This window comes from Actinocrispum sp. NPDC049592, assembly GCF_040675465.1.
GTDB lineage: Bacteria > Actinomycetota > Actinomycetes > Mycobacteriales > Pseudonocardiaceae > Kibdelosporangium.
Window position 1 is genome coordinate 316,847 of sequence record NZ_JBFAPA010000012.1, and the last position, 17,059, is coordinate 333,905.

General features: G+C 69.6%; 12 protein-coding genes. 4 read left to right on the forward strand and 8 right to left on the reverse strand.

The genetic code is table 11. The annotated features are described in order from the left end of the window. Positions 1-2: 2 nt before the first annotated feature. Together AB0J95_RS29125 and AB0J95_RS29130 are read right to left on the reverse strand one after the other, a co-directional pair. Entirely contained in the window at positions 3-902 is a 900-nt protein-coding gene (locus tag AB0J95_RS29125; protein WP_364764549.1) for a hydroxymethylglutaryl-CoA lyase, read from the reverse strand. Further along, a complete protein-coding gene (locus AB0J95_RS29130; RefSeq protein WP_364764552.1) occupies positions 903-2,096 on the reverse strand; it encodes a CoA transferase in 1,194 nt (397 codons plus the stop codon). Between the two features lie 129 nt (positions 2,097-2,225). Here AB0J95_RS29130 and AB0J95_RS29135 point away from each other — a divergent pair, with 129 nt between their 5' ends. Both AB0J95_RS29135 and AB0J95_RS29140 read left to right on the forward strand, forming a co-directional pair. Continuing rightward, positions 2,226-3,023 carry an IclR family transcriptional regulator gene (locus tag AB0J95_RS29135; protein WP_364764554.1) on the forward strand — a complete coding sequence of 266 codons (798 nt, stop codon included), beginning with the start codon at positions 2,226-2,228 and terminating at the stop codon, positions 3,021-3,023. Positions 3,024-3,174: 151 nt separating this feature from the next. After that, complete coding sequence (locus tag AB0J95_RS29140) at positions 3,175-4,575, forward strand: MFS transporter (protein WP_364764557.1); 1,401 nt, start codon at positions 3,175-3,177, stop codon at positions 4,573-4,575. Here AB0J95_RS29140 and AB0J95_RS29145 read toward each other — a convergent pair. Continuing rightward, on the reverse strand, positions 4,572-6,449 hold the full coding sequence (locus AB0J95_RS29145; RefSeq protein ID WP_364764560.1) for an ABC transporter ATP-binding protein: 1,878 nt from the start codon (positions 6,447-6,449) through the stop codon (positions 4,572-4,574). The genes AB0J95_RS29140 and AB0J95_RS29145 overlap by 4 nt on opposite strands. 77 nt (positions 6,450-6,526) lie before the next feature. Here AB0J95_RS29145 and AB0J95_RS29150 point away from each other — a divergent pair, with 77 nt between their 5' ends. Continuing rightward, a complete protein-coding gene (locus AB0J95_RS29150; protein WP_364764563.1) occupies positions 6,527-7,816 on the forward strand; it encodes a glycosyltransferase 87 family protein in 1,290 nt (429 codons plus the stop codon). A 36-nt stretch (positions 7,817-7,852) separates the two neighbouring features. Here AB0J95_RS29150 and AB0J95_RS29155 read toward each other — a convergent pair whose 3' ends face one another. The 3 genes from AB0J95_RS29155 to AB0J95_RS29165 form a co-directional block, all read right to left on the reverse strand. Then, on the reverse strand, positions 7,853-8,062 hold the full coding sequence (locus tag AB0J95_RS29155; protein WP_133909271.1) for a helix-turn-helix domain-containing protein: 210 nt from the start codon (positions 8,060-8,062) through the stop codon (positions 7,853-7,855). Positions 8,063-8,237: 175 nt separating this feature from the next. Beyond that, positions 8,238-9,866, reverse strand: a complete 1,629-nt coding sequence (locus AB0J95_RS29160) for an ABC-F family ATP-binding cassette domain-containing protein (RefSeq protein WP_364764566.1) — start codon at positions 9,864-9,866, stop codon at positions 8,238-8,240. A 222-nt stretch (positions 9,867-10,088) separates the two neighbouring features. Continuing rightward, a complete protein-coding gene (locus AB0J95_RS29165; RefSeq protein WP_364764632.1) occupies positions 10,089-10,724 on the reverse strand; it encodes an acVLRF1 family peptidyl-tRNA hydrolase in 636 nt (211 codons plus the stop codon). A 54-nt stretch (positions 10,725-10,778) separates the two neighbouring features. Between AB0J95_RS29165 and AB0J95_RS29170 the strand changes: the two genes are divergently transcribed. Then, positions 10,779-12,440: a serine/threonine-protein kinase gene (locus tag AB0J95_RS29170; protein ID WP_364764569.1), complete on the forward strand. Its 1,662-nt coding sequence runs from the start codon at positions 10,779-10,781 to the stop codon at positions 12,438-12,440. 52 nt (positions 12,441-12,492) lie between these two features. On the opposite strand, the gene AB0J95_RS29175 is transcribed toward AB0J95_RS29170, so the two are convergent. Then, positions 12,493-15,303, reverse strand: a complete 2,811-nt coding sequence (locus tag AB0J95_RS29175) for a S8 family serine peptidase (protein ID WP_364764572.1) — start codon at positions 15,301-15,303, stop codon at positions 12,493-12,495. A 183-nt stretch (positions 15,304-15,486) separates the two neighbouring features. Further along, positions 15,487-17,040, reverse strand: coding sequence for a dGTP triphosphohydrolase (gene dgt, locus AB0J95_RS29180; RefSeq protein ID WP_364764575.1), 1,554 nt, complete (start codon positions 17,038-17,040; stop codon positions 15,487-15,489). Positions 17,041-17,059 lie beyond the last annotated feature (19 nt).

Below are 17,059 nucleotides of genomic sequence, written 5' to 3' on the forward strand. Positions count from 1 at the left end.
TATCACCGAAGGGCGGCGGGCACCGCTGGAATCGCGGACAGGGCGGATTCCAGCCGGTGCCCGACCGTTATCCCGACCTGGGTGCGGATCTCGGCCAGTTTCACCACGTCGATCCCGGTCGCCAGGCCTTCCCGGTGGAACAGGTTGACCAGGTCGTCGGTGCCGGCGTTGCCGGCCGCGCCCGGGGCGAACGGGCAGCCACCGATCCCGCCGAGTGAGCTGTCGAACCGGCGCACGCCCAGGTTCAAGGCCTCCCAGACGTTCGCGGCCGCGAGCCCGTAGGTGTTGTGCGCGTGCAAGCCCAACGGCCGGTCAAGACCCTGGACCGCCTTGACGGTACGGCGGATCCGACTGGGGTTGGCGGCGCCGATGGTGTCCGCCAAGTGGATCACCCGGGCCCCCAGCCCGATCAGCCGGGACGCGATGGCGACCACCCGGCCGGGATCGGTGTCACCGTCGAACGGGCACACGAACGCCGTCGCGATGCAGGCCTCCAAAGCGACTCCGGCCGAGGTCAGCAGCGAAGCGGCCGCCGCCAACCGATCCAGGGCCGCATCGGTGCCGACACCCGCGTTCGCCACGCTGTGGCCTTCGCTGGCGGACACGACAAAGCGCACCGACCGGGCCCCGGCCGCGATCGCCCGCCGCGCACCGCGTTCGTTGAACACCAACGTGTGCAGGGTCGCGGGCGTGCCAGGTTCCAAAGTGGACACCAGCTCGTCCGTGTCGGCCAGCTGCGGCACTTTGCCTGGCGCGACGAACGAGCCGACCTCCAGCGACGTCAGGCCCGCATCGACGAGGGCCCGGGCCAGCCGGAGCTTCTCGTGGGTCGGCACCACCAGCGGCTCGTCCTGAAACCCGTCCCGCAGCACGACTTCGGTGACCAGCACCTGGTCGGCCATTCAGATCACCCCTTGTGAGCGCAGCCGGACGCGGTCCTCCGCGCCGATCCTCAGCTCCTCGAGCACGCTGTCGGTGTGCTCGCCCAGCTCAGGGCCGAGGCTGCGGACCTCGCCCGGATGCTCGGAAAGCCTTGGCACGACACCGGGAAACGCGATCTGCGCGACCCGGTCGCCGATCCGGACCGGGTGCCGGTCGAGCATGCCCCGGGCCGCGTAGTGCGGGTCCTTGGCGATGTCCTCGGCGGTCAGGATCGGGCCGTTGGGCACCGAAGCCGCGTCCAGCTCCAGCGCGGCGGCATCCTGGGTGCGCGAAGCTGCCCACGCGCCGATGGCATTGTCGAGTTCACCGCTGTGCCGCACCCGGCCCGCGTTGTCCGCCAGGCGCGGATCGTCCGCCAGATCCGGGCGGCCGACCGTGCGCATGAGCCGCTGGAAGATCGCGTCTCCGTTGCCGCTGATCACGATGTATTTGCCGTCCGCACAACGATATGTGTTCGACGGCGCCACCCCCGGCAGGCCCGCTCCGGCCGGTTCGCGGCGCACGTCGAAGGCGTCGAAGTCCGGCACGAGCGACTCCATCAGCGAGTAGACCGCCTCGTACAGCGCCACATCGACGACCTCACCGCCCCGGCGCAGTAGCCCTAACAACGCCCCGATCACGGCGTACAGACCGGCGACCGAGTCGGCGAGGCTGATGCCCACGCGGGTCGGCGGCTGCCCGGGATACCCGGTCAGCGCCCGCAACCCGCCGATCGCCTCGGCCACACCGCCGAAGCCGGGCCGGTCGCGGTAGGGGCCGGTCTGGCCGTAGCCGGACACGCGCACGATCACCAGGTCCGGGTTGACCGCACGCAGCTCGTCCGGGCCCAGGCCCCATTTCTCCAGCGTGCCCGGGCGGAAGTTCTCCAGCACCACGTCGCTGCGGGCGGCCAGCCGCAGGGCGATCCGGCGGCCCTGCTCGTGCCGCAGGTCCAGGGTCACGGACTTCTTGTTGCGGCCCAGGGTTCGAAACAGCAGAGACGTGTTCGCCCCGTGTTCAGCACCGTGCAGGCGCCAGCGGCGTAGCTCGTCGCCGGTGCCGGGGCGTTCGATCTTGACCACCTCGGCGCCGAAGTCCGCCAGCAGCCGGCCCGCGGTCGGCGCGGCGATGAAATTGCCCAGCTCCAGAACCCGCACCCCGTCCAAGGGACCCATGACCAGCTCCTAAAACCCATATAGTGAGTTGTAATCTCACGATACGGGTTTTAGAGCCGCGGTCAAGCGTTGCCGTGGTCACAGGAGTCACCCTGGCTACCATGTGCCCGGAAAGGGAGGGTTGGGCCGATGTCGGAAGAGCGGGGCGGCGCGGGCGCACCGGTGCTGGTGCTGCGCAAGTTCCGGCAGATCCTCGAGTCGTTCACGATCGAACGCCCGGAGCAGACCCTCCAGCAGATCACCCGCGCGACCGGCCTGCCCGCGAGCACCTGCCAGCGGCTGGTGCAGAACCTGGTCCGCGAGGGGTTCCTGGACCGCCACGAGGACGTCTACCGGGTCGGCCTCGGCCTGGTGCAGTGGGCCGCGCCGGGCACGTTCGGCCTGGACATCGTCCGGCTGACCAAGCCCGCGCTGCAGCAGCTGCGCGACGAGACCGGTGAGACCGCGTGCCTGTACGTCCGCGATGGCGCGTTCCGCACGGTCGTCTCGCTGGCCGAGTCGCGGCACACGGTGATCCGGTTGTTCGTGGTGGGCATGGTGATGCCGCTGCACGCCGGGTCGGCCGGCAAGGTCTTCCTGGCGTGGGATCCGCTGGCGCGCAAGGACGCCGTGCAGCATGGGCTGTCCAGGTTCACGCCACGCACCATTGTGGACATCGACCTGCTGACCGAGCAGCTCGACCAGGTCCGCCAGGACGGCTACGCCAGCAGCTTCGAGGAACGCGACCTGGGCGCGGCCTCGATCAGCGGGCCGGTGTTCGGCATGGGCGGCGAGCTCACCGCGGCGATCGGCATCGGCGCGCCGACCCAGCGGATGTCCCCGGCGGACGTGCCCCGGCTGGCCCCGCTCGTCGTCGAGGCGGCCGCGTCGGCGTCGCGGCTGTTGGGCTACAGGTCAGGCGCGCGCCTGACCGATTCAGTCGACTGACCCTCGCCACAGTCCTTGACTCGACGGTATACCGAGTCACATCATGGGTTGCCAACCTGCATTGTGGATTCGCCGCTCATCGAACCAACGCTGTTCCAGCCAAGGCGGCCACGTGTGGCTCACCCGGCCCAACGTCAAGGGAGACAAGCGGATGGCCGAAGTTCACACCGACCCGATCGCGGCCCGGATGGACCGCCTGCCGGTCACCAGGACGCACCGCCGGGCGACGCTCGCCGTCGGCCTCGGCCTGTTCTTCGAGTTCTACGAGGTGTTCCTGACCGGCGTGCTCAGTTCCGTGCTGGTCGAGCAGTTCAAGCTGACCAAGGCCGAGCTGCCGCCGCTGCTGGCGTCCACGTTCGTGGGCATGTTCCTCGGCGCGCTGGTGCTGGGCCGGCTGGCCGACCGGTTCGGCAGGCGCGGCGCGTTCCTGCTCAACCTGGGGCTCTACTCGAGTTTCTCGTTCCTCGGCGCGTTCAGCTTCGGCCCGGCGATGCTGCTGGTCACGCGGTTCTTCGCGGGTATCGGCCTCGGCGCCGAACCGCCGCTGGCCGACACGTACCTGACCGACCTGCTGCCCGCCCGCAAGCGCGGCAAGTTCATCGCCTGGGCCTACACGCTGGCGTTCTGCGGGGTGCCGGTCGTCGGGTTCCTGGCGCGCGGCCTGACCGAGCACACCATCCTCGGCATCGCCGGCTGGCGGTGGATGTTCGTGATCGGCGCGCTCGGCGCGGGCGTGGTGTTCCTGCTGCGCCGTGGGTTGCCGGAGTCACCGCGCTGGCTGTACTCGGTCGGCCGCACTCAGGAGGCCGAGCAGGTGCTGGCCCGGTTCGAGGCCGAGGCGGGCGTCGCCGGCAAGGCGATCGATGTTCCCGTTGCGCCACAACCGGTCCGGGCCCGTCGGGTGCGTGAGCTGTTCGAGCCGCCGACCGGCCGCCGTACCCTGATGATGACGATCTTCCATGTGCTGCAGACGTTCGGCTACTACGGCTTCGGCACGCTGGTCCCGCTTGTCCTGACCGCCAAGGGTTATCCGGTCTCGCAGTCGTTGCTGTTCACCGCGTTGACGTTCCTGGGCTACCCGGTCGGTTCGGCGCTGTCGCTGCTGGTGGTGGAACGGGTCGAGCGGAAGTACCTGGTGATCGGGTCCGGGCTGGCGATGGGCGCGTTCGGCATCGCCTTCGGCTACTCGGCCTCGATGGGCCTGATCCTGACGTTCGGGTTCCTCTACACCGCGGTCAGCAACGTGTTCTCCAACGCGTTCCACATCTACCAGGCCGAGATCTTCCCGACCGGCCTGCGCTCCACCGCCGCCAGCGGCACGTATTCGTTGTCCCGCTTGACGACCGCGGCGATGCCGTTCGTCCTGGTGCCGTTGCTGAACAACGCCGGCCCGAACACGCTGTTCGCCGTGGTGGCCGCCGCGATGCTGGTGGTCGCGGTGGATGTCGCCGTCCTCGGCCCGCGCACCACCGGCCGCACGCTGGAATCGGTGAACGACCGCGAGCCGGCCGCCCTGCCGGAAACCGTGCAGAGCAGGCCGGCCCCGGCCTAGGCGGCGGGTAGTTTCGCCGGGCTGGACGTCGCGAACTGGGTGTTGTGCAGATCGGCGTAGCGGCCCTCGCGGGCCAGCAGGTCCTCGTGCGTGCCGCGCTCGACGATCTCGCCGTCCTCGACCACCAGGATCTGGTCGGCCGCACGGATCGTGGACAGCCGGTGGGCGATCACCACGGCCGTGCGGCCCTCCAGCGCGTGCACCAGGGCCTCCTGGACGGCCGCCTCGGACTCGGAGTCCAGGTGCGCGGTGGCCTCGTCCAGGATCACCACCCGCTGGTTGGCCAGCAGCAGCCGGGCGATGGTCAGGCGTTGCCGTTCCCCGCCGGACAGCCGGTAGCCGCGCTCGCCGACCACGGTGTCCAGGCCATCGGGCAGGGACGCGATCAGCTCGGCCAGCCGGGCCCGGGACAGCGCCGAGGCGATCTCGGCGTCGGTGGCGTCCGGCCGCGCGTAGGCGACGTTGGCGCGGATGGTGTCGTGGAACAGGTGCCCGTCCTGGGTGACCACGCCGACGGTGTCGCGGATCGAGTCGAACGACAGCTCCCGGACGTCCACACCGGACAGCCGGACCGCTCCACTGTCCACATCGTACAAACGCGGCACCAGCGAGGCGATCGTCGACTTGCCCGCCCCCGAGGACCCGACGAGCGCGACCATCTGGCCGGGCTCCGCCGTGAACGAGATGCCGTGCAGGACCTCCTTGCCACCGCGCTGGTCCAGGGCGGCGACCTCCTCCAGCGAGGCCAGCGAGACCTTGTCGGCGGCCGGGTAGCCGAAGTGGACGTCGTCGAACTCCACCGAGACCCCGCCCTCGGGCACGGTCTCGGGGTCTGGCTTCTCCTGGATCATCGGCGGCAGGTCGAGCACCTCGAAGACCCGCTCGAACGACACCAGCGCGGTCATGATGTCCACCCGGACGTTCGCCAGCGCGGTCAGCGGCGAGTACAGCCGGGTCAGCAGCAACGCCAGCGCCACGACCGTGCCAGGGGCCAGCGAACCGGTGATCGCCAGCCAGCCGCCCAGCCCGTAGACCAGGGCCGTGGCCAGCGCCGACACCAGCGTCAGGCTGGTCATGAACCAGCGGGTGGCCATCGCGTTGCGCACGCCGATGTCGCGGACCCGCCCGGCCCGCTCGCCGAACTCCTCGGCCTCGGCCTTCGGCCGGCCGAACAGCTTGACCAGGGTGGCGCCGGGCGCGGAGAACCGTTCGGTCATCTGGGTGGTCATCGCCGCGTTCAGGCCCGCGGCCTCGCGCTGCAGGTCCGCCAGCCGCTTGCCGACCCGCCGGGCGGGCAGCACGAAGATCGGCAGCAGGACCAGCGCCAGCGCGGTGACCTGCCACGACAGGGTCACCATCACGCCCAGCGAAAGCACGAGCTGGATGACGTTGGCCACCAGGCCCGACAGCGTGGAGGTGAACGCCCGCTGGGCGCCCATCACGTCGTTGTTCAGGCGGCTGACCAGGGCACCGGTCCTCGTCCGGGTGAAGAACGCGACCGGCATGCGCTGAACGTGTTCGAACACACCCCTGCGCAGGTCGTAGATCAGGCCCTCGCCGATCCGCGCGGACTGCCACCGTTCCACCACGCCGAGACCGGCGTCCAGAATGGCCAGCGCGGCGATCAGAACCGCCAACCAAACCACTACACTCGCGTCGCGTCCGCCGACAATTGCGTCAACAACGCGGCCGGCCAAAATCGGAGTGGTCACTGCGAGCACCGCTGAGACCACTGTAAGTATCAAAAAGACGATCAGCAAACGCCGATGCGGCCGCGCAAATCGCAGGACGCGCCGGAAAGTTCCCTTCCGGACGCCTTTCGGCACGCTCCCACTGCGCGCCGCCCCCATCAGCAGGCTCCAACTTCCGTCCACGCGTGCACTCCTATCACCAGTCCCCGCAGTCAACACCCCCGGCGACCCGTTACTTCCCAGTCGGTAACCTTTTCGCTGTGGGCGATCGGCGAGATCTGCGGTGGGACATCACCATCTACGTGGTGTGCGCCGCCTTCGCCATCGGCACCGCGATCTGGTCGGAGTTCTACGGTTACCGAATCTGGGGCAACTTCGCCTCGGTCGCGTACGTGTTCGGCGCCGCGCACGCGGTCTGGCTGCTGATCAGCGGATCTTCCAGCGGCGGGTGGCTCCGGTCGCGCTGGCTGCCGGTCGGCCTGGTGGCCGGCCTGGGGATGATCGTCCCTTTGGGAGTGTTGGTGGTGACCCGGCTGAGCGGCGTCGACTGGCTGATCACGCCCTGGTCGTGGTCGGCGCAGCCCGAGGTGTGGGTGATCGAACGCTCGGCCAGGCTGCTGCTGGACACCGGAACGCCCTATGTGGACATTGCCGCGCTGGCGCACCCCGAGGTCAACAACTACACCCCCTACGGCCCGGTGATGACCGTCTTCGGGCTGCCCAGGGCGTTGCTCGGCGGCCCGCTGACCGATGCGCGGATCATGTTCGCGCTGGTCGCGGTGGCCACGATCGCGGTGAGCCTGCGACTGTTGCACTGGCCACGGGTTGCGGTGCGTGCGGCGCACCTGGCCATCGTGAGCCCGTTGACAGCGTTGACATTCGCGGTCGCCGGGCCGGACCTGGCGATCATCGGCCTGCTGGTGCTGTCCGGCGCGCTGGCCGTGCGCGACCGCTACGCCCTCTCGGCGGTGATGGTCGCGCTCGTGGTGAGCATGAAACTCACCGCCCTGCCCGCCGTGGTGGTGATCTTCTGCTTGGTCGCCGCCCGGGCCGGAGGTGCTGTCGTGGCCCGGGTTCTGGCCGTGTTCCTCGGGGTCACCGCACTGCTGAACATCCCGGTGTTGATCGTCCAACCGGGAGCGTTCGTCGAACACGTGATCAAGTTCCCGGCCGGTGCGGGCCGGGTCAGCTCGCCCGCCGCCAGCCCGTTCCCCGGGCATCTGATCGCCCAGACCGGGCCGGCCGGGCATGCGATCGCGCTGGTCCTGGCCGGGATCACCGCGCTGGCGCTGGTGGTCTGGCTGGTGCGCAGGCCGCCCGTGACGGGCTCAGCGGCGATGACCAAGGCCGGGATCGTGCTGGCCGCAGCGCTTCTGGTGGTGCCGGCCAGCAGGTACGGCTATCTGGTGTACCCGCTTGTGTTGTGGGGGGCCGCAATGGCCTTCGCGGTGGCCGAGCGGGCCGCGTCCCGGCCGGCCACTGCGTGTGCAGTCGATCATCCCACCGCATCGGGCGCCGGGCGAGGGGCCGATGTCGGGGAGCCCCGGTGAGCGCCGATTTCCGTGGCGGGACAAGCAGATCAGTCGCTACTTCTTCTTCGTGCGCGTGGCACCACCACGGCCCCGCAGCGTCACACCGGACTCCGACAGGACGCGGTGCACGAATCCGTACGACCGTCCCGTCGACTCCGCCAAAGCGCGAATGCTGGCGCCTTTTTCGTACTTCTTCTTCAGATCAGCGGCTAGCTTGTCGCGCGTACTGCCGGTGATACGCGCGCCTTTCTTGAGGTCAGCCACGTCTCCGCCTTCCGTAGCGAGTAACCGGGGGTGCGAATGCGACCCCTGCGCCCGCAATGATCGAACACGGAAGCGCCGAACGCCAGGCGAGTTCGCAAAATCATCATGAAGTCGCCCAGTCGCACTACTCCATCCGAGTGGATCACCGGAGATCTATTGCGAACCAGTGCGGGATTCAGGCCAACTGGACCAGTTCAAGATAGTCTGCGGACCAGTGATCTTCCGTCCCGTCGGGCAGCAAGATCACTCGCTCGGGCTCCAACGCCTCCACCGCACCGGGATCGTGCGTCACCAGGACCACCGCCCCGGTGTAGCGCCGCAACGCGTCCAGCACCTGTTCGCGGCTGGCCGGGTCGAGGTTGTTGGTGGGTTCGTCGAGCAGCAACACGTTGGCGGCACTGGAGACCAGGCCGGCCAGGGCGAGCCGGGTCTTCTCGCCGCCGGACAGCGTGCCCGCGGGCTGCTCGAGCTGTTCGCCGCTGAACAGGAAGGTGCCCAGCAGGGTGCGCAGCTGCTGTTCGGGCGTATCCGGGGCGGCGTGCCGGATGTTGGCCCACACACTGGCCTCGTGGTCGAGGGTCTCGTGTTCCTGCGCGTAGTAGCCCAGGCGGAGCCCGTGTCCGGGGTGGACACTGCCGGAGTCGGACGGTTCCATCCCGCCGAGCAGGCGCAGCAGAGTGGTCTTGCCCGCGCCGTTCAGGCCGAGGATCACGACCTTGGAGCCGCGGTCGATGGCGAGATCCACTCCGGTGAAAACCTCGAGCGAGCCGTAGCTTTTGCTGAGTCCTTCGGCGGTGAGCGGAGTTTTGCCGCAGGGAGCCGGATCGGGGAACGTGATCCGCGCGACCTTGTCGGCCTGCCGTTCGCTTTCCAGGCCGGCCAGCAGCTTCGTCGCGCGTTTGGCCATATTCTGCGCCGCCACGGCCTTCGTGGCCTTCGCGCGCATCTTGTCGGCCTGCGCCATCAGCGCGCCGGCCTTCTTCTCCGCGTTGGCGCGTTCCCGGCGGCGGCGTTTCTCGTCGGTGGCGCGCGCCTCCAGGTACTTCTTCCAGTTCATGTTGTAGAGATCCAGCTCCGCGCGGTTGGCGTCGAGGAACCAGACCTTGTTGACCACCGCGTCGAGCAGCTCCACGTCGTGGCTGATCACCACGAGCCCACCGTCATGGGACTTCAGGAAGCCGCGGAGCCACGCGATGGAGTCCGCGTCCAAGTGGTTGGTCGGCTCGTCGAGCAGCAAGATCGTGCTGGACTTGCCCCCGGCCCCCGCATCCGAGGCGGCGAACAGAATCCGGGACAGCTCGACGCGCCGCCGCTGCCCACCCGACAACGTGCTCAGCGGCTGCGCCAGAACCCGGTCGGGCAGCCCGAGGTTGCTGCAGATCCGCGCGGCCTCACTCTCGGCGGCATAACCCCCGAGCGCGGCGAACCGCTCCTCCAGCCGCCCGTACTTCACCACCGCGGCCTCACGCGCCCGGTCGTCGACCAGCTCGGCCATCGCCGACTGCGCCTTCTCCATCTCCCGCAGCAACTGGTCCAGGCCACGCGCGGACAGCACGCGGTCCTTCGCCGTGACGGAGAGATCACCCTCCCGCGGGTCCTGCGGCAGGTACCCCACCTCACTCGTGCGCCGGACAGCCCCCGCGTACGGCTCGCCCTCCCCCGCCAGCACCCGCAGCGACGTCGTCTTACCAGCACCGTTGCGGCCCACCAGGCCGATCCGGTCGCCGGGCTGGACGCGCAGCGTCACCTCGGACAGCAGGATGCGCGAGGCGGCACGCAACTCCAAGTCGATAGCAGTGATCACCAGTGGGCTCCGTAGACAGGTGGCTCGCAGGTGGCGACCACACCCCCATTGTACTGAGCCCCGCGAACCCCTTTCCCCCCACCAACTACCCACAGCCACCACACCGTGTCCCCCATCACACACCCACCCGGATTGGGGGCGGGCGGGGCGGGCCGGGCCGGGTTGAGATGAGGTGCGCTGAGGTGGGCGGAGGTCAGGTGAGGTGATCAACGAGACCACCACCTAAGGCTCACGCACAACGATCTCCACAGCCAGAGCCTGAGCCACAGCAGCATCAAGGGTCTCCCGCCGAGGCTCCCCCACCTCAAGCACCCGCCCCTCAGCCCGTCCGAACAACCCAGCCAACCGAGAATCCCCCCGAAGCACAGCCAAAGCCCGGACATCCCCACCAACCCGAACACCATCCACATCGGACAACCGCGGCACCAGAACCTCCGCAGCCGAATCAGCAGCCGCCTCCAGCGCCACCCGCGCCTGCCCCGCCCGCCGCCGAGCAAACCGCCGTTGAGACCAACCACCGGCGGAAGTCCGCCCCTGCACGGGTTTCCGCCCAGTCCGCGACACGACAACCCGCTCCCCCTCAGCGATCCCCATGCTGTACCCACCCACCCGAACCAGCAGAACCGCCACCACCCGCGGCCGAGTCACATGCGCCAAGAACCCAGGGAAAGTGCGATCCTCAAGCGGCCCATAAGGAACAGCCACCGAGGCCGAAGCACCGTCGGAAGCGGTCGCCACCACCGACCACAAGGACACGTCCATCACAGCGATACCGGAATGCCGCTCCGCGAACCGTTCGAACCAGCCCTCCACCCGGGCAGGCGCGACCAGCACCGCCCGCCCGCCGTCGGAGGTCATCCGGACCCGGCTCACCCGCTAAACCTTTCGACAACCCGTGCAACACTTCCGATCATGCGTGAGGTGGGCAACGGCCGCTACCGGCTGATCAGGGAGCTGGGCCGCGGCGGGATGGGCGCGGTGTGGCTGGGGCAGGACACCGTGCTCGGGCGGGATGTCGCCGTCAAAGAGCTCGCCGTGCCCGGGGGTGTGCCGCCCGAGGAGCGGGATGTCTACCAGGAGCGGGTGATCCGGGAGGCGCGGCTGGCCGGCAGGCTGGCCGATCCGGCGATCGTCACCGTCTACGACCTCATCAAGCAGGACGACCAGACCTACATCGTGATGGAGCTGATCGACGCTCCCACGCTCACGGATCTGGTCGCCAGGACAGGGCCACTCGACGGCGGCAAAGTGGCCTGGATCGCCCGCCAGCTGTTGTCCGCACTGCAGACCGCGCACGAGGCCGGGATCGTTCACCGGGATGTCAAGCCGGGCAACGTGATGGTCCCGGCGAAGGGCACCGCCAAGCTGACCGACTTCGGCATCGCGCAGTCGCTGGACGACCCGCGCCTGACCGCCACCGGCGCGCTGATCGGTTCGCCCGCCTACATGTCCCCCGAACGCTTCTCCGGCCACGCCGCGTCGCCCGCGTGGGACCTCTGGGCCCTTGGCGCGACACTGTTTTATGCGAGCGAGGGATACGGACCTTTCGAACGCGACACCTCCTCGGCGACCATGCTCGCGGTGATGACCGAACGGCCCCAGCCGACGCGCGCCACCGGTCAGCTCTTCGCCCTCATCGTGGCCCTCCTGGAACCCGACCCGGACCGCAGGATCGGCACGGAGCACGCCCGCCAGCTCATCGCGGACCTCCCGGCGGCCACCCGGCCCGTGGACCCCGGCCACCGGCACGGTTGCACCAAAGTGGACAACGGCCCCGGTGCCACCAAGGTGGACGAGCCCAAACCGACCCCGCACGAGTACCCGGCCCCACCCCTGCCGCCACCGTCGTCGTCCAAGTACCCGGACCCGCCCGTCTACGACTACGTCGCCGCGGTCCGGGCCGCTCGCAAGCGCGCCCGGGGGCGCATGGCGTTCGCGTTCATTCCGCTGGCGGTCATCCTCGCGACCCTGCTCTGGTTCACGTTCGCGACCAACCACTCGTACAGCGACCTGCTCAACACGTCGCTGCCGAGCGACACCGCCCCCACCCTGCCGAGCCTCAGCCTGCCGACCGAGACGACGACGAAGGACCCCGAGTCCTCCACGGCGATGCAGCCGGTACTGACCATCGGGCCGGACGGGGACATCAAGACCGACGGCGACCTGCTGCAGGTCCAGGAGAAGGACTGTCTCAAGTGGACACCCGCCAAGGGTGCGCACGAGTTCAAGCCGAGCCACCAGACCGGCTGCTTCGTCCCCCACGACGTGCAGTTCCTGGCCACGGTGTACGGCAGCTTCGACAGCATGCACGACGTCCCTTACCCGCCGGTCGACGAGCTGACCCGCAAAGGTGGCACCGAGTGCACGAAGAAGTTCCTGTCCGACAAGGTGATCGGCAAGGACAAAGAGAAAACCCTGCGGTACTGGGTGATCGTGCCGACGCTGCAGGCATGGAAGCTGCACCCCATCGGCTCCTCCACCATCCTGACCGGCGCCGAACGCCGCATCTTCTGCTTCGTCGGCAAGGCGGACGGCTCCCCGCTGACCGAGCCGATCATGTCCGACGGCAGCTGAGCAACGAGAAGAGCCCCCAGGGAAGTCCCCGGGGGCCCGACTCAGGAAACCACTACTGCTGCCCGGCGGTCACATAGCCGGACACGTGCAGCGACACGTTGCGCAGCGTGCCGGTGTCCCGGGCCGCGGTGTCCACCAGGGTGAACGTCCACGTGCCGTCGGCGTTGCCGATGACGTTGCCGAACGGCTGGAACGGCCGCCAGGTGCCGGTGTACGGCGCCAGGTCCGAGCTGACGCCGCGGAACGGCGTCGTCGCCTTGTCGTCGAACACGACCTTGCACATGTTGTTGCCGCTGGAACCACTGTTGCTGAACAACACCGCGGTGGCGCCGGACGGCGACTTCAGCGTGCCGACCAGGTCACCCACATAGGTGTGGTCGATGCCGTCGGTGGTCGCGTTGTCGGCGTTGGAGCACGTGGTGCCGTCAACCGAGAACGTGATCCGCGAGGCACGGCCGATGCCGCTGACGGTCAGCGGGACCGACACACCGGTCGGGTCGGCGTCCGGAATGGCCACCGGGGCGCCGGCGTAGGCGAAGTCGTGCACCACGGTCGACGGCTGGCCGACCGGCACCGCGATCCGGCTGGTCCGCGGCGAGGTCGCCCCCGCGTAGGTCACCCGGGTGTCCAGCAGCACCGGGTCGCCCAGCTGCTGCGTGGCGGGCACGGTGATGGTGAACGTGTTCACGCCCGTCTGGCCCTTGTCGATGGTGCCGTAGAACCGCGACCGCGGCGTGATGGTCACGCCCGGCGTCGGCGAGGTGAGCACCACGCTGGTCGACACCGCCGCCGCGTCACCGCGGTTGGTCACCGGCAGGGTCAGCGTCGCGGTGTCGCCCGGCCGCAGGTACGCGCCGCCGTCGGAGGCGCGGACCGAAGGCGCCTGCGCCTCGGCCAGCGGCTGCGGGCTGGCGCCGGTGTAGGTCAGCACCTTGTCCGCCATCACGATGCCGTAGCCGGACACGTTGTCCCAGCCGGCCGGGCCGATGTCGGTCACGGTCGCCAGCAGCGCCTGCCGGACGTCCGCCGGGGGCAGGCCCGGGTTTCCGGACAGCACGAGGCCGGCCACGGCCGCCGCGTGCGGTGCGGCCGCCGAGGTGCCGAAGAACGGCTGGAAGTCGGGCACCGAGGTGGCGACGCCGTCAGCCGCGGTGATGTCCGGCTTCTGCCGCACCACACCACCGGTCGACGAGACGTTGCCCGGGGTGACCGGGGTGCCGTCGGCGTTGTAGAAGATCTTGCGCGGGCCGTCCGAGGAGAACCGCTCGGTCTTCTGCGCACTGGTGTAGGCACCCGGGAACGGGCCCTTCGGGTTGGCCGGGTCGCCCTGCTCCAGGTCGAACGGGAGCGGGTCGGCGGCCGGGGCGGCGGCCACGTTGTAGGCGTTGGCCGCGGCGGCGTGCCCGAAGGTCTCACCCGGGGTGGTGTAGGCCTTCAGCCCGTCGACCGAGTCGCGGAACCGGCCGCGCAGCGCGGACAGCGACAGGTAACGGTTGTCGCCCTTGAACTTCACGATGGCCAGGCGCAGCTTGGTGCCACCGAACAACGGCGTGTTGACCCGCTCGTACGGGTCCTGCGTGCCGGTCTGGTAGTTCTGGCTCATCGCGACAACGTTCCCGTTGCCGTCCAACAGGTACAGGTCGTAGTCGTTGGCCGACTTGCCCAGCGGGTCCGACCACTTCAGCAGCACCGGCACCTGCGCGGAGGACGCGTCCGAGATCGGCTCGTAGATCTGGACCCCGTTGCTGCCCGCGAAGTTGTGGGCGGTGCCGCCCCACTTGCCGATGGACTGGCCGGAGTCGACGAAGTCGCCCTCCCAGTGCCCGGAGGTGGCGTCGCGGACGTTGCCCTCGTTGCCGGCCGACGAGAAGTACAGCGCGCCGGCGGCGGTGACGTCGTTGACCGCCTGGGCGATCGGGCCGTCCTGGAAGACGGCCTCGTTGAAGTACACGACGTCGTCGACGATGATGTCGCAGTGCGCGGTGGCGCGCAGCTGGCGGATGTTGTCCGCGAAGCTGGCGTCCGAGGTGAACGCGGTGGCGAAGCCGAGGTCGGCGCCGGGCGCGAGGTCGTGGATGATCTCCAGCATCGCGGTGCCCTCGTCGCCGTCACCGGCCTGCCCGGGCAGAACGTCCACATTGGCCGGCAGGTCGCCGGAGGCGACGGACGCGGCCAGCGAGTTGACGCCGTCGGACAGCGCGCAGATCTTCACGCCGATGCCGGTCACGCCGAACTGCTGGCGTGCCTTGGCGCCGTTGTGCGCGGCGTCGCCCTGGCTGACCGTGGGCTCGATCGGCACCGAGGCGGCCCTGGCCTTGGCGCCCAGCGCCTTCTTGGTGGCCTCGGCGACCTTCTTGGCCCGTTCTTCCTTGCTGGGCTTGGCCGCGGGCTTGCCCGGGCCGGCCGGGCCGCGCAGCTCGCTCGCGGTCATCGCCTCGGCGGCGGGCGCGATGTACTGGACGTCGCCGCGGCCGGCGATACCGTCCACAGCGGACAGTGGCACCTCGGCACGGACCTGCCCCACCGTGGCGGAGATCGCGCGGATGCCCGCGCCCGCCTTGCGCAGGTCCGAGACCAGGCCGTCACTGACCTTGGCCTTGATGTCGACGATGACCTTGCCGGCGTCGACCTTCACCGTGTTCTGCAACGCGGGGGCCGCCGACGACAGCGCGCGGTCGCCGAAGGACGCCCGCTTGGCCAGCACCAGCGATGAGTCCACCTTGGACTCGTTCTTCGACTGCGAGACCTTGAGGTCCTGCAGCGCGGCGATCTGCCGCTTGGCGTTCTCGGCAGCGGCGGCGGCACCCGGCTCCCGGATCGGCGCGGCCACGGCCGGGGTGACGATCCCGAACGCGAGTAACACACCAGCAGACGCTGCAATGATTCTTCGACTCACCCGTTTGGGTGCACGCACTAGGCCCCTCCAGCGTTACAAAGCGTGCCCCGACACACGCGACCAGTACCGGGTTCCCCGGCCGCGCTGACGTTAGGTTTCCTTTTACCTGGGGTATATCAGCCGTTTGAGTGACGACGTTGCCACTTGTGGTTACAGTACGAAAGCATCTGACCAGGGCTGACCGCTGCGACCGGACAAAGCGTCCATCAGGGACACCGCTTGTTTGTCGGTCAGTGACGCTACGAAGTCGATCACGGCCCGGCCACGGGCCAGGGCGTGGATCTCGTCCTTCGTGCGCGGCGCGTCGCCGGTCGCGCCGATCAAGACCGCCGGCTCCGAACGGGCCAGCGCCTCGTACTCCACTGAGGCCAGCTCCACCAGGTCGTGCAGCCGCCGCGGCAGCCGGCCGGCCTCCGACCGATCGCCCAGCCACTGGTCCAGCGCCTCCACCAGATTGCTCAGCAGCCGCGCCTGGCCGCGCTGGTGCAACGCCAAGTCGGGGCGCAGCAGGACGAAGTGCCGGTGGACGAACTTGAGCACCTGCACCTCGTGCCACTGTTCCGCGCCGAGCACGACGTGCCCGGACCGCGTGGAAGGCTCGCGTACGACGGAGATCTCCTCGACGAGCCGGACCGTCCACTGCTTGGCGAACCGCGCCACGGCCTGTTCCGACTCGACCGACCCGTCGAACGGCGTCGCCAGCAGGTCGTCCACCAGCGTCGAGCGGATCCGCGCGACCGCCGCGGCGAAGGCGTCGTCGTGCACGACCCACGCGTCCTTCTCGTGCATCCTGCGGCGCACCAGCTCCAGCGAGAACCCGGGCCGCCGTTCCTGCGCGCGCACCTCGTCGTCGGTCAACGCGCTGAACTCGGCCGACCGCGCCTGCCACTGGCCCAGCTCGGCCGCGACCGGCGCGTGCTGCAGGACCCCGATCCGGTGGAAGTCCTGCAGATCGTGGATGGCGTAGGCGATGTCGTCCGCGGTGTCCATCACGGAGGCCTCGACGGTCTGCTGCCAGTCCGCCAGCTTGCCGGCGTAGGCCTCGCGGGCCTGGGCCAGGTCGTCCAGTTCGGTGACATACGCGGAGAACTTGCCCGAGCCGGTGCCCGGCGCCTCCGGCGGCTCGGCGGCGCCGCGGGGCGGGTGGTCCATGAACCTTGGGTGCGGGTCGGGGTGGTGGAGGCGGGTCCACGGGTACTTCAGCATCGCCGCGCGCACGGCGGCGGTCAGGTCCAGGCCGACCGCGGACGGGCCGCCGACGTCGGTGGTCGTGACGATCCGGAACGACTGGGCATTGCCCTCGAACCCGTCAGCCAACGCGAACCGGTGCCGGGCCAGCCGGTCCAGCACCTGCTCGCCCAGGTGCCCGAACGGCGGGTGGCCCAGGTCGTGCGCGAGCGCGGCCGCTTCGGTCACATCCGCGTCGCACCCGCCCAGCTCGTCCAGCAGGACGGCGTTCGCCGGGTCGCCACACAGCCGCTCGGCGATCGCCCGTGCCACCTGTGCCACCTTCACGCTGTGGGTAAGACGGTTGTGCAGCAAGCCGGACCCGGACGCCGACACCACCTGCGTGACACCCCCCAGGCGGGCGAAGAACGGTGATCCGGCGATCCGGTCCCGATCCACCCGGAATGGGCTCGCTGCCAGGTCGAACGCTGCCGCCGGGGCCCCGCCGGACCGCCGTTCCTCCCTCGGATCGCTCATGGGGGAAAGGTAATGGTGT

Coding starts and splice junctions, on each gene's coding strand:
- AB0J95_RS29130 (WP_364764552.1), bottom strand. CDS start 2,096: ATGGGTCCCTTGGACGGGGTGCGGGTTCTGGAGCTGGGCAATTTCATC.
- AB0J95_RS29140 (WP_364764557.1), top strand. CDS start 3,175: ATGGCCGAAGTTCACACCGACCCGATCGCGGCCCGGATGGACCGCCTG.
- AB0J95_RS29170 (WP_364764569.1), top strand. CDS start 10,779: ATGCGTGAGGTGGGCAACGGCCGCTACCGGCTGATCAGGGAGCTGGGC.
- dgt (WP_364764575.1), bottom strand. CDS start 17,040: ATGAGCGATCCGAGGGAGGAACGGCGGTCCGGCGGGGCCCCGGCGGCA.
- AB0J95_RS29165 (WP_364764632.1), bottom strand. CDS start 10,724: ATGACCTCCGACGGCGGGCGGGCGGTGCTGGTCGCGCCTGCCCGGGTG.
- AB0J95_RS29125 (WP_364764549.1), bottom strand. CDS start 902: ATGGCCGACCAGGTGCTGGTCACCGAAGTCGTGCTGCGGGACGGGTTT.
- AB0J95_RS29135 (WP_364764554.1), top strand. CDS start 2,226: ATGTCGGAAGAGCGGGGCGGCGCGGGCGCACCGGTGCTGGTGCTGCGC.